The sequence below is a fragment of the Rhodoferax sp. XS2R6 genome, assembly GCF_056521365.1.
Map to the genome: position 1 here is coordinate 998,108 of NZ_JBWMAY010000001.1, position 12,648 is coordinate 1,010,755.

Genomic DNA, 12,648 nt, shown 5'->3' on the forward strand with positions numbered 1-12,648 from the left:
AACCCGTGATGCCAGTTTACAGCATGACTGGCTATGCCAGTGCCCAGCACAGCACAGCCACCAGCGCCTCGGAAGGCGAGCCCAAAAACCAGCCCACCACCCAACTCGGACTGGAGATCCGCTCGGTCAACAGCCGCTTTCTGGACCTCACGTTTCGCCTGCCCGAAGACCTGCGCCAATTCGAGCCCGCCCTGCGCGAGCTGCTGGGCAGCAAGCTCAAGCGCGGCAAGATTGAAGTGCGCGCCTCGGTGGAGACCACCAGCACCAGCAGCATTCCCGACCCCACCCCCAAACTGCTGCAGCGCCTGAACGCAGCGCAAGACAACATCCGCGCCTGGCTGCCCAACGCCAACCCGCTGAGCGTGGCCGACGTCATTCGCCTGGCCGCCAGCGAACAGGGCGGCCAGCGCGACTGGAGCGCCGACGTGATGCCGCTGGCCGAAAAGACCCTCAAAGAGCTACTGGCCGCCCGCCAGCGCGAAGGCGCCCGCCTGGCCACCATGCTGCTGGGCCACATCACCCAGCTGCGCGCCCTGGCCGAACAAGCCGGCCCGCTGGTACCCAAGCTGGTGGAGCAGCAGCGCACCCGTTTTATGGAACGCTGGAAAGAGGCCATGGCCCTGACCGACGGCGCCACGTTGCCCGAAGCCGCGCAGGACCGCGCCCTGACAGAAGCTACCGCCTTTGCCATCCGCATCGACGTGGCAGAAGAAATCACCCGCCTGAGCTCCCACCTGGACGAGCTGGAACGCCTGATTAAAAAAGGCGGCGAGATTGGCAAACGGCTGGACTTTTTGATCCAGGAACTGCACCGCGAGGCCAACACCATGGGCTCCAAATCGGCCGCGCTGGAGCTGACCCACATCTCGGTGGACATGAAGGTGCTGATCGAGCAAATGCGCGAGCAGGTTCAGAACTTAGAATAAGGCGACTTCAGCTAGCCGCCTTATCGGAGCCAATGTCAATGGACTACCCCGGAAACCTCTTTGTCGTCGCAGCCCCCAGCGGGGCGGGTAAGTCCAGCCTGTGCAAGGCGCTGCTGGAACTGGATTCGCGGCTGCAGCCCTCGGTGTCGCACACCACGCGCCCACCGCGCGGTCAGGAAAAGCACGGCCGCGAATACTTCTTTGTGTCACAGCAAGAGTTTGATGCTATGGTGGCCGCTGATGCGTTTGTGGAATGGGCCCATGTGCACGCCAACCGCTACGGCACCTCCAAAAAAGCCATCGAAGACCGCATGGCCATGGGGGCAGATGTGATCCTGGAAATCGACTTCCAGGGGGCCGTACAAATCAAGAACGTGTTTGCCAACGCTATCTGCATCTTCATCCTGCCCCCGAGCTGGGAAGAGTTGCGTTCGCGCCTGGAGCGCCGCGGCGAGGACTCGCCCGATATCATCGACATGCGCATGAAAAACGCCCAGGTTGAGGTGGCCCAGGTCGCGAAATTCGACTTCGTTATAATCAACGAGTTATTCGACCGTGCGCTTTTCGACCTGAAAGCCATTGTCCACTCTCAGCGGCTCAAGATTTCGGCACAGCGCCGTGCCCGTGCCGAGACATTCCAAGCGCTGAACATCCTCTAGTTTCCCGGAGATTTCCATGGCCCGTATTACTGTTGAAGACTGCCTCGTGCAGATCCCCAATCGCTTTCAATTGGTATTGGCAGCCACTTACCGTGCCCGCATGCTGAGCCAAGGCCACACGCCCAAGATCGAAAGCAAGAACAAGCCTGGCGTGACCGCACTGCGCGAAATCGCAGCAGGCAAAGTCGGCATCGAGATGCTGAAAAAAGTACCGCTGTAATCGCCCACTCTCCTGAAAAAGCACCGCTTGCGGTGCTTTTTTGCGTTTGGCCTGCGCCACTGCATGGGGCGCGCTACATTTAAGCCATGGGCAGTACTCCACACCTCACCTCACCGGCCGCTGCCGCCAACGCCGCTGCCGCCAGTTTTGCCGGATTGACGGCCAAACTGGACTACCTGAGCCCCAGCGATGTGGAGCAAGTACGCCTGGCCTACCGCTTTGCCGACGAGGCCCACCTGGGCCAGTTACGCAACAACGGCGAGCCGTACATCACCCACCCGATTGCCGTAGCCGCCCAGTGCGCCGACTGGAAGCTCGATGCCCAGGCCTTGATGGCCGCCTTGCTGCACGATGCCATCGAAGACTGCGGCATCACCAAGATCGAACTGATTGAGAAATTTGGCTCCCCCGTGGCCGAGCTGGTGGACGGCCTGACCAAGCTCGACAAGCTGCAGTTCAACACGCGCGAAGAAAACCAGGCCGAGTCCTTCCGCAAGATGCTACTGGCCATGGCGCGCGATGTGCGTGTCATCCTGATCAAGCTGGCCGACCGCAGCCACAACATGCGTACCCTCTCGGACGTGCCGCGCTCTAAATGGGCCCGCATTTCGTCGGAAACACTCGACATCTACGCACCCATTGCCCACCGCCTGGGTCTGAACCAAACCTACCGCGAGCTGCAGGACCTCTCCTTCCGGCACCTGCGCCCCTGGCGCTACGCCACTCTGGCCAAGGCCGTGGCCAAGGCGCGCAGCCGCCGCCGCGACCTGATCCAGAAGGTACAGAAAGAAGTCGAGGCCGTGTTCGCCGCAGCCAACATGCCGGTGCGCATCGCTGGCCGCGAGAAGACGCTGTACTCCATCTACAAGAAGATGGACGACAAACACCTGAGCTTTGCCCAGGTAACGGACATTTATGGCTTTCGCGTGCTGGTCCCCAATGTGACGGACTGCTACACCGCGCTAGGCCTGCTGCACCAGCTCTACAAGCCCCTGCCAGGTAAATTCAAAGACCACATCGCCATTGCCAAGGTCAACGGCTACCAATCGCTGCACACCACCCTGGTGGGGCCAGCTGGCATTAACGTTGAATTTCAGATGCGCACAGAGGCCATGCACGTGGTGGCCGAATCGGGCGTGGCCGCCCACTGGCTTTACAAGGTCAACAATCCTGACGATGCGTCCAGCGACCGGCTGGGCACCAAGTGGCTGCAGTCGTTGCTCGACATTCAGGACGAAACTCGCGATGCCGCCGAGTTCTGGGACCACGTCAAGGTAGACCTGTTCCCCGACGCGGTGTATGTGTTCACGCCTAAGAGCCAGATCATGGCGCTGCCACGCGGCGCCACCGTGGTGGACTTTGCCTACGCCATCCACAGCAATATTGGTGACCGCACCACTGCCGCGCGCATCAACGGCGAACAAGTACCGCTGCGCACCGAGCTGAAAAATGGCGATGTGGTGGAAGTGGTCACCGCACCGGTGTCCACGCCCAACCCGGCCTGGCTGGGTTTTGTGCGCACCGGACGGGCCCGTTCCAAGATCCGTCACCACCTCAAAACCATGGCGCAGACCGAGTCCGAGAGCCTGGGCAGCAAGCTGCTGCAGCAGGCCCTGCGCTCCGAAGGTATAGAGCGTTTCCCGGATGATGATCCCAGTTACAGCACGCTGTGGGACAAGCTGCTGCGCTTCACCGGTAACAAAACACGCCAGGAATTGCTGACCGACATCGGTTTGGGCAAACGGATTGCCAACATCGTGGCCAAACGCATGGTGAGCCTGCTGGCTGACAACGGTGAGCGCCCTGATGCGCTACTGCTCACGCGCGAACGCTTCACAGCCCACGAATCCACCTCGCTGGGCTCCATCACCTTGGATGGCAGCGAAAACGCCTCGGTGCAGTTTGCCCCCTGCTGCCGCCCCATCCCTGGCGACACCATCGTGGGTTACCTGGGCCGCGGCGAAGGCCTGGTGGTGCACCAGCAAGACTGCCAGATCGCACGCAAGCTGCAAAACAAGGACAGTGAGCGTTTTATTGGTGTGGAATGGTCGGACGAACCGATTCGCCCGTTCGAAACCGGCGTGGTGGTAACCGTGAACAACGGCAAGGGCGTGCTGGCCAAAGTGGCTGCGGCACTAGCCTCGGCCGAGGCCGACATCCTGCACATCGACATGGGGCAGGACGGTGTGCAAGACGCCTCAGATTTGCGTTTTGTGGTGGCCGTACGCGACACCGCCCACTTGGAAACCGCACTGCGCAACTTGCGCCGTACGCCCTCCGTGCTGCGGGCCGACCGCAGCAGCAATAGCGCCACCGCCTAGGCGGACAGGGGTGCGGGGTAGACCACCCGCAGCACCTCAATAGTGGCCACACGGTCGGGCATAACCAGCTTGAGTTCATCGCCCTCGCGGGCCTTGAGCAGGGTGCGCGCAATCGGAGAAATCCAGCTCACCTCGCCCACGGCGCTGTTGGACTCGTCAATACCTTTGATGGTGACCGTCCGCTCCACATCGGCATCGTCTACATAGGTGACGGTGGCGCCAAAAAAGATCTGGTCGTTACCGTGGTGCAAAGAGGGGTCCGACACCTCGGCGATCTCCAAGCGCTTGGTCAGAAAACGGATGCGACGGTCGATCTCGCGCAGGCGTTTTTTGCCATACAGGTAGTCGCCATTCTCGGAGCGGTCGCCATTGCTGGCAGCCCAGTGCACCACTTCCACAATCTTGGGGCGCTCGTTGTCGATCAGGTCGAACAACTCGTCGCGCAGGACCGCATAACCTTGGGGGGTGATGTAGTTTTTGCCACCCGCCGGCAACGCAGGCAGTTGCAACTCATCGTCGTCAATGCCCGTGTCAGACTCTTTGGTAAAGGCCTTGCTCATGATTCCGTTCAATGCAGTCCACGGCACTCCGTGGCTGGTTTCATTCTAGCGACGCACGCCTGTGCGCCACGATGGACCACGCATTGTTACTTGGCAAAGGCGTAGCCCGTACGGTCGCGTTTGGCCACGTACATCGCAGCGTCCGCCTCTTTGATGAGGGAATCCGCTGTTGTCCCGTGTCTTGGAAAGAGCGCTATACCAATGCTTAAAAAGACACTGATGTCACCGGTGTCGAGTTGGCATGGCAGCTGAACCCGGTTGACGATTTTCTGGGCGAGGTTAGCAACCGTCTGCTCATCCGTCGCCCCCATCAAGAGGTACAAAAACTCATCGCCACCCAGGCGGCTGACGGTGTCGTCATCCCGCGTGTTCTCTTTGAGCCGCGCTGCAATCGTCTGCAACACCGCATCGCCAGCATCATGTCCATGGGTGTCATTGACCTGCTTGAAACCATCCAGGTCCAGAAACATCACAGCCAGCGCCAGATCATGCCGCCGCGCCTGCGCCAAGCCATGCTCCAGGCGGTCGTGGAACAGCGTGCGGTTCGGCAAACCGGTCAGAGGGTCGTGCATTGCAGCGTAGCGCGCTAGCTCCTCCTGCTGCGTGACCAGGGCCAGCTCCGCATCGATGGCTTTGCGCTCGTTGATCTCGCCTTCCAGCGCATGGGTCACCAGCGCCAATTTGTCGGACGCGTCTTGCACCTTTTCTTCCACAGCCTGACTCTGCGCCAAGGCCTGCTTGACCTCTGGCGACTGCGCCTGCGCGCCAACCTGTTGCCCCAGCACGGAGTTCACGGTAGATAGCTCCAAGGCACTTTGTTCCACCAAGGCCTGCACATGCTCTGCCTGCCCCAAAACGCTGTTGAGGGATTCGTTGGGGGTTGTGCTGGATGGCGGCGTGGGATTGTTCATGGATTTAGCTGGATGGGACATCCCCTCAGGCTATCAATCCCCGCACCAACGGTCTGTGCGCAGGCACACGCTGGCGGGCTTCAGAAACGAAAAAACCCTAGAACATTTCTGTTCTAGGGTTTGTCGTTTGGTGCGGCTGGCAGGAATTGAACCCACGACCCCTTGGTTCGTAGCCAAGTACTCTATCCAACTGAGCTACAGCCGCTAAGCTTCGTATTCTAGCACGAAGTTTTTAGGGCTTGATGGAAAACCCGTAGAAACTTTTGCGAATTCCGATTTCCGGAGGCGCCAGCACCCAGTTTACGCGCTGCGCAGCCCTAGCAAGGCGCGCGCCTCCGCCGGGCTGGCAATCGCACGGCCTGCACGCTGGGCGCAGGCCGCCAGTTCGGTGATGAGGGCACCGTTCCCCGCAGCGCGTTCGCCGCTAGGCAAGTAAAAGGTGTCTTCCAGACCCGTGCGCAACATACCTCCCAGGTCCGCCGTCTTCTGGTGTACCGGCCAGATCTCCGTGCGGCCAATCAGCGTGGTTTGCCAGACGCTGCCCACGGCCATGTATTTGGGCAGCAGCGACAGCAGCTCCGGGTCGCACGGCATGCCCGAGGCTACGCCCATCACCAGGTTGTACTCGGCGCGCCCCATGGCGGGCTTGAGCATGCCATTCTTCAGGTACATGGTCACCGAGCGGACGATGCCCACATCAAAACATTCGAACTCAGGGTGGGTGCCCGCCTCTTCCATCACGTCCAGAAACTGCTGCACTTTGGCCACCGGGTTGTCGAACACCATCGGCGGCCAGGCCCAGCTGCCGTCTTCCTTGAGCTTGAGGTAATTCAAGCTGCCCGCGTTACAAGCGGCAATTTCGGGCTTCACGCTGCGTATGCAGGCCAGCGGACCGCTGATGTCCTTACCGACCACGCCGGTGGTCAGGTTGATGATGACGCCAGGACAGGCTGCGCGGATCGCGTTGACGATGCTTTGGGCCACATCGGGGTCCCAGGACGGCATGTGGCCCATGCCCTCTTCCTGGTTGCGCATGTGAATGTGCATGATGCTGGCGCCGGCGTTGAAGGCGTCACGCGCCTCGGCGGCCATTTGTGCGGGCGTCACGGGCACGGGATGCTGCTTGGGGTTGGTCAGCACGCCGGTCAGCGCGCAGGTAAGTATGGCTTTGTCCATCATGCTTCCTTCTTCGTGTTGAGTTCAAGCTCCACCAGCACAGCACCGGATTCCACTTGGTCGCCCGCCTTGGCGTGTACTGCTTTGACCGCGCCTGCACTTTCGGCGCACAACCACATTTCCATCTTCATGGCTTCCACGCAGACAAGCTGCTGGTCCTCCTGCACGGTGTCGCCAGGTGCCACCAGCACCTGCGTGACCTTGCCGGCCACTGGGGAGCGGGCACGGCTCGCGTCTTTGAGGGCATCGGCATTGGGGAAGGCAGAGACTTCGGTGAACACATGGCTGTGGCCGGCGTGGGCAAGATGCAAGTCGGTGCCCACAAACACGGCAATGGCAGTTTGTGCCACACCGTCGATTTCAATCCGCAACACGCCATCCTCAAACTGCAAGACGCGGGCTGCCGTGGTGTGGCCATCCCAAGTAACGGCCACCGCCCCATGGCGGTCCGGCAGCACACGCACTGCGCGCACCGTGTCGCCCGTCTGCAGCTGGAAGCCGTAGGCGGCCACACTGTTGGCGCGCCAGCTGCTGCCGTGTTGCGTGGCCAGGGCTACCGCCGCCACGGTCCATGCCGCATCGCTGGGCACGGGCGCCTGCAGCAGCGGCTCACCCTGCTCCAGCCACTGGTCGATCAGCGTCGTGGTCATTTCGGCTTTGCGGAAGGCCGGGTGGTCCACCAAGTCGCTCAGAAAACGTCCGTTGTTCTTCAGGCCCAGCAAGGGCGTGTTGGCCAGTGCTGCGCGCAGGCGGCGGATGGCATCGTCCCGATCCCGGCCATGCACGATGATCTTGGCCACCATGGGGTCGTAGAAGGGCGAGACCACACTGCCCTGACGGATGCCGTCGTCAACGCGAGTGCCCTCGACCAAAGCACGCTCGGGCTGCCACCAGGCCACCGTGCCGGTCTGCGGCGCAAAGCCGGTGTAGGGGTCTTCCACATACAGGCGCGCCTCGATGGCGTGGCCGGTAAGCGTGATGCCTTCCTGCTTGGCGGGCAGCACATCGCCCGCGGCCACCTGCAGCTGCCACTCCACCAGGTCGTAGCCCGTGATGCACTCGGTCACCGGGTGCTCCACCTGCAGGCGCGTGTTCATTTCCAGAAAGTAGTGGTTCAGCTTGTCGTCCACGATGAACTCCACCGTACCCGCGCCTCGGTAGCCTACGGCCAGCGCGGCGGCTACCGCGTCCTCGCCCATCGACTTGCGCATCGCTGGCGAGACCACAGGCGACGGTGCTTCTTCAATCACTTTTTGGCGACGGCGCTGGGCGGTGCAGTCACGCTCGCCCAGGTAGACCGCATTGCCATGGGCGTCCGCAAACACCTGGATCTCGATGTGGCGGCCGTTGTCGATGAGGCGCTCCAGCATCAGCGTGCCGTCGCCAAAGGCGCTGGTGGCTTCGCGGCGCGCGCCGTCAATTCCTTGTTGCAGTTCAGCATCGCTGCGTACGAGGCGCATGCCGCGCCCGCCACCACCGGCCACGGCCTTGACGAGCAGTGGGTAGCCCAGCTTCTTGGCCTCGGCGGTCAAGGCCGCATCGCTCTGATTCGCGCCCAGGTAGCCGGGTGCACACGGCACACCCGCCTCCAGCATGCGGCGCTTGGCCAGGGCCTTGTCGCCCATGGCGGTGATGGCGCTGGCCGGGGGACCGATAAAGACGACATTCGCATCCGCACAGGCCTGTGCAAAGGCTGCGTTCTCGCTGAGGAAGCCGTATCCCGGATGCAGCGCATCGGCACCTGTTTTGCGTGCGGCCTCCAGAATGGCATCAATCCTTAAATAGGACTGCGCGGCGGGCGATGGGCCGATGTGAACCGCCTCATCGGCCAGTGCCACATGGGGGGCGTCGCGGTCCGCATCGCTGTAGACGGCCACCGTCTGGTAGCCCAGCTTGCGCGCCGTGCGGATGACGCGGCAGGCGATCTCGCCGCGATTGGCAATCAGGATTTTGCTAAACATGGGATGCCTCGCGAAAAGCCTGTGCGGCGAAGCGCTTTGCTTCGTGTCCCCCGTCCGCTGCGCGGCCTCCTCCTTTACCTACGCAAAGCGCTCCACCACACAGGCTTTCAGTGGCGATCTGGTTTGCTGAGAATGTCATGTCAACGTCCAATTCGGTTTGCGTTTCTGAATAAAGGCGGTCATGCCCTCTTGCCCTTCGGGCCCCTGGGCGGCGTGGGAGAAGATGGTGGCAGCCTCCTCCACTAGATCAGCCGCTGCGGTAAAGCGCGCCTTGCGCATCAGTGCCTTGGTAGCAGCCAGCGCACCGGGAGCGCAGGCCAATATGTCGGCCAGCGTCTTGTCCAGCGAGGCGGCTATACCTTCGGTACTGGTGACCTCATGCACCAACCCCACGGCGAGTGCACCCGCCGCATCGAGGCGACCACCGGTCACGGCCAGGCGTTTGGCTTGCGAGTAGCCCAGGCGCTCCACCAAAAACGGCGCGATCTGCGCGGGCACCACGCCCAGCGAGGTCTCGGGCAAACGGAAGGCTGCGGTCTCACCGGCGATGGCCACATCAGCCACGCAGGCCAGGCCAAAGCCGCCGCCCATCACGGTGCCCTCCAGCACCGCCACCACGGCCAAGGGCGTGTTGGCGTAGGCGGCACACAGATGTCCGAAGGCCGCGTTCACCTCGGCAATCGGATCCGGCGCGCCTTCGGCCCTTTGCATGGCACGCATGCGCGCACCAGCCATATCTTTCAAATCGGCCCCGGCGCTGAAGTGCCCGCCCTCGCCGCGCAGCACCACTACGCGCACCGCATCGGGCGTACCGGCAGTGGTCTCGGCCGCGCGCAGCACCTGCTGCAGCTCGGCCACCATCTGCAGCGACATGGCGTTGCGCACCTCGGCACGATTTAAATAAATATGCAGGGTAGCCCTCGTGGATACTGCGCGAACAGCTCCTAATTGCATAGCATCTATGACTTGCTGCATGGTGTGCCCCTGGCCTCAGGCCTTGCCCGGCAGCGTGCCTTCGAGCTTGCAGATGATGCCCAGCATGATCTCGTCGGCGCCACCGCCAATCGAGATCAACCGGCTGTCGCGGTAGGCCTGGGAGATGGGGTTGTCGGCCGTGAAGCCCATGCCGCCCCAGTACTGCAAACACGAATCCGCCACTTCACGCGACAGGCGCCCGGCTTTCAGCTTGGCCATGGAAGCCAGCTTGGTCACGTCCTTGCCACCCACATAGGACTCCACCGCACGGTAGGTCAGCGCGCGCAGGCACTCCACCTCGGTGCGCAACTCGGCCAAGCGGAAATGCACCACCTGGTTGTTCAGAATCGGCTGGCCAAAGGTCTTGCGCTCGCGCGTGTAGGCAATGGTCTGGTCGATGAGGTTGTCCAGCGAACGCAAGCTGCCGGCCGCGCCGTACAGGCGCTCCTCCTGGAACTGCAGCATCTGCAGCATGAAGCCCATACCTTCCTGGCCGATCAGGTTGCGCTGGGGCACACGCACGTTGTCAAAAAACAGCTGTGCCGTGTCGCTGCTGTGCATGCCGATCTTCTCGATCTTCTGGCGTGTGATGCCGGGCGCGTCCATGGGCACGATGATGAGGGACTTGTTCTTGTGCACCGCGCCTTCGCTGGTGTTGGCCAGCAGGCAGCACCAGTCGGCCTGCATGCCGTTGGTGATCCACATCTTGGAGCCGTTGATGACGTAGTCACCACCGTCCTTGCGCGCCGTGGTCTTGAGCGCCGCTACGTCTGAGCCGCCGCCCACCTCGCTCACACCAATGCAGCCCACCATGTCGCCCGCAATGGCCGGGGCCAAGTAGGCGGCGCGCAGCTCGTCACTGCCAAAGCGCGCCAGCGCTGGCGTGCACATATCGGTCTGCACGCCAATGGCCATGGGCACGCCGCCCACATTGCAGTCACCCAGCGCTTCGGCAGCCACCATGGAGTAGCTGAAGTCCAGCCCCATGCCGCCAAACTCCGTGGGGTACTTGATGCCCAGCAGGCCCAGGTCGCCCATCTTCTTGAAGAGTTCGTGCGCGGGAAAGATGCCGGCCTTTTCCCACTCGGCGGTGAAGGGGTTGATCTCGTTGGCAACAAACTTGCGCACCGAGTCAGAGATTTGGGTGTGTTCAGGAGTGAATTTCATGGTGTCTTCTCGGGTCTTTGTTATTGAAAAAATCAGAGGCGGGCCACACCAAAGGTGTTGCCGCGCAGCGTGCGCTGCTCGGCTTCGGCGGCGAGCGCCAGGCACAGGCCCAGCAGGCGGCGCGTGTCGCGCGGGTCGATGATTCCGTCGTCCCATAGGCGGGCGGTTCCAAACAGCACGGCGCTTTCTTTGTCCAGTCGCAGGCGCAGGCCGTCGGACATGGCCTTGAGAGCATCCTCGTTCACCTCGCCGCCCATGCGCTCCAGCTTGGCGCGGTTGACGATGTCCATCACCTTGGCCGCCTGTGCGCCGCCCATGACGGCGGTGCGCGCCGTGGGCCAGCTGAAGATGAAGCGTGGGTCAAACCCGCGCCCGCACATGCCGTAGTTGCCCGCGCCGTACGAGCCGCCCAGCACCACGGTGAACTTGGGTACGCGCGCATTCGCCACGGCCTGGATCATCTTGCTGCCGTGCTTGATGGCACCGCCGCGCTCGGCCGCGGAGCCCACCATATAGCCCGTGGTGTTCTGCAGAAAAATCAGTGGCGTGCAGCTCTGGTCACACAGCTGGATGAACTGCGCGGCCTTGGTGGAGCCAGTGGGCTGGATGGGGCCGTTGTTGCCCAGGATGCCGACCAGCCGCCCTTCGATGCGCGCGTGGCCACACATCATCTCGGGCGCATAGCTGGCCTTGAATTCCAGAAAGTCCGAACCATCCACCAGGCGCGCAATCACCTCGCGCACATCGTAGGGCTCGCGCTCATCCGCAGGGACGATGCCCATCAGCTCCTGCTCGTCAAACAGCGGGGCAGCAAACGGTGCGGCGGCGGCCGTGGTGTCCCAGTTCAGCTTGTCCATCAGCTCGCGCGTCATGGCAATGGCGTGGGCATCGTCCTCGGTCAGGTACTCGCCCAGGCCGGTCACCTGCGCGTGGGTCTCGGCGCCGCCCAGCTCATCGTCGGTGCAGTCCTCACCAATGGCCGCCTTCACCAGCGGCGGGCCGGCCAGGTAGATGCTGCTGCGCCCACGCACCAGCACCACATAGTCCGATAGGCCGGGCAGGTACGCGCCGCCCGCGGTGGACGAGCCGTGTACCACCGCAATCTGCGGAATGCCCGCAGCCGACATGCGCGCCTGGTTGGCAAAGCTGCGGCCGCCCTCTACAAAAATCTCGGCCTGGTACATCAGGTTGGCGCCGCCGCTTTCCACCAGGTAGATGACGGGCAGCTTGTTCTCCAGCGCGATCTCTTGCGCCCGCAGCGCCTTCTTCAGGCCCATGGGTGCGACGGTGCCGCCTTTGACCGCGCTGTCGCTGGCGGACACGATGCAGCGCCGCCCCGCCACCACGCCAATGCCGACGATGGAGCCGCCGCCGAGTACGGCTTTTTTGCCATCGTCGTCATGCATATTCAGGCCGGCCAAACGGCTCAACTCGAGGAAGGGCGTGCCACGGTCCAGCAGGCGGGCGACGCGTTCGCGTGGCAGCAGTTGCTTGCGTTTCTCAAACTTTTCGCGCTTGGACTCGGACTCGGCAATCACCAGCCCTTCCAGGCGCTGCACCTCGGCCAGCAGCTCGGCCATGCGCTGGGCGTTGGCCGCAAAGCCGGCCGAGCGGGGGTTGATCTTGGAGCGGAGAGCGGGCATGGCAACAGGTCCTTCAAAGGTCTTGCGGCATTAGAGGCCATGGTGACGTTAACGTCAACCTGTTACCGTATAGGTGTTTTCACTATGCTTTACGGCATGCCACACGGCTAACATCCAGCCCGAACCTCT

11 protein-coding genes and 1 tRNA gene are annotated in these 12,648 nt (G+C 62.6%); 4 read left to right on the top strand and 8 right to left on the bottom strand.

Annotated elements, in window-relative coordinates:
* The first annotated feature begins 8 nt into the window (after positions 1-8).
* The 4 genes from AC097A_RS04765 to AC097A_RS04780 all read left to right on the top strand — a co-directional run bounded on the left by AC097A_RS04765 (position 9) and on the right by AC097A_RS04780 (position 4,126).
* Positions 9-926 carry a YicC/YloC family endoribonuclease gene (locus AC097A_RS04765; protein WP_315849152.1) on the top strand — a complete coding sequence of 306 codons (918 nt, stop codon included), beginning with the start codon at positions 9-11 and terminating at the stop codon, positions 924-926.
* A gap of 38 nt (positions 927-964) precedes the next feature.
* Entirely contained in the window at positions 965-1,585 is a 621-nt protein-coding gene (gene gmk, locus AC097A_RS04770) for a guanylate kinase (protein WP_479619952.1), read from the top strand.
* Between the two features lie 16 nt (positions 1,586-1,601).
* A complete protein-coding gene (gene rpoZ / locus AC097A_RS04775) occupies positions 1,602-1,805 on the top strand; it encodes a DNA-directed RNA polymerase subunit omega (protein ID WP_105261191.1) in 204 nt (67 codons plus the stop codon).
* An 86-nt stretch (positions 1,806-1,891) separates the two neighbouring features.
* Complete coding sequence (locus tag AC097A_RS04780) at positions 1,892-4,126, top strand: RelA/SpoT family protein (RefSeq protein WP_479619953.1); 2,235 nt, start codon at positions 1,892-1,894, stop codon at positions 4,124-4,126.
* On the opposite strand, the gene greB is transcribed toward AC097A_RS04780, so the two are convergent.
* The 8 genes from greB to AC097A_RS04820 form a co-directional block, all read right to left on the bottom strand.
* Entirely contained in the window at positions 4,123-4,686 is a 564-nt protein-coding gene (gene greB, locus AC097A_RS04785; protein ID WP_315849149.1) for a transcription elongation factor GreB, read from the bottom strand. The two genes, AC097A_RS04780 and greB, sit on opposite strands and share 4 nt — an antisense overlap.
* An 86-nt stretch (positions 4,687-4,772) precedes the next feature.
* Positions 4,773-5,597, bottom strand: a complete 825-nt coding sequence (locus AC097A_RS04790) for a diguanylate cyclase domain-containing protein (protein WP_479619954.1) — start codon at positions 5,595-5,597, stop codon at positions 4,773-4,775.
* Between the two features lie 128 nt (positions 5,598-5,725).
* Positions 5,726-5,802: transfer RNA gene (locus tag AC097A_RS04795), tRNA-Arg, on the bottom strand.
* 95 nt (positions 5,803-5,897) lie between these two features.
* Positions 5,898-6,776 carry a beta-keto acid cleavage family enzyme gene (locus AC097A_RS04800; RefSeq protein ID WP_479619955.1) on the bottom strand — a complete coding sequence of 293 codons (879 nt, stop codon included), beginning with the start codon at positions 6,774-6,776 and terminating at the stop codon, positions 5,898-5,900.
* The gene (locus AC097A_RS04805) at positions 6,773-8,734 is read right to left on the bottom strand and encodes an acetyl/propionyl/methylcrotonyl-CoA carboxylase subunit alpha (RefSeq protein WP_479619956.1); all 1,962 of its coding nucleotides are present in this window, start codon (positions 8,732-8,734) and stop codon (positions 6,773-6,775) included. The genes AC097A_RS04800 and AC097A_RS04805 overlap by 4 nt, the downstream gene beginning before the upstream one ends.
* A gap of 135 nt (positions 8,735-8,869) precedes the next feature.
* Positions 8,870-9,709: an enoyl-CoA hydratase/isomerase family protein gene (locus tag AC097A_RS04810; protein ID WP_479619957.1), complete on the bottom strand. Its 840-nt coding sequence runs from the start codon at positions 9,707-9,709 to the stop codon at positions 8,870-8,872.
* A gap of 15 nt (positions 9,710-9,724) precedes the next feature.
* Entirely contained in the window at positions 9,725-10,876 is a 1,152-nt protein-coding gene (locus AC097A_RS04815; protein ID WP_479619958.1) for an acyl-CoA dehydrogenase family protein, read from the bottom strand.
* A 32-nt stretch (positions 10,877-10,908) separates the two neighbouring features.
* Positions 10,909-12,519, bottom strand: coding sequence for an acyl-CoA carboxylase subunit beta (locus tag AC097A_RS04820; protein ID WP_479619959.1), 1,611 nt, complete (start codon positions 12,517-12,519; stop codon positions 10,909-10,911).
* Positions 12,520-12,648 lie beyond the last annotated feature (129 nt).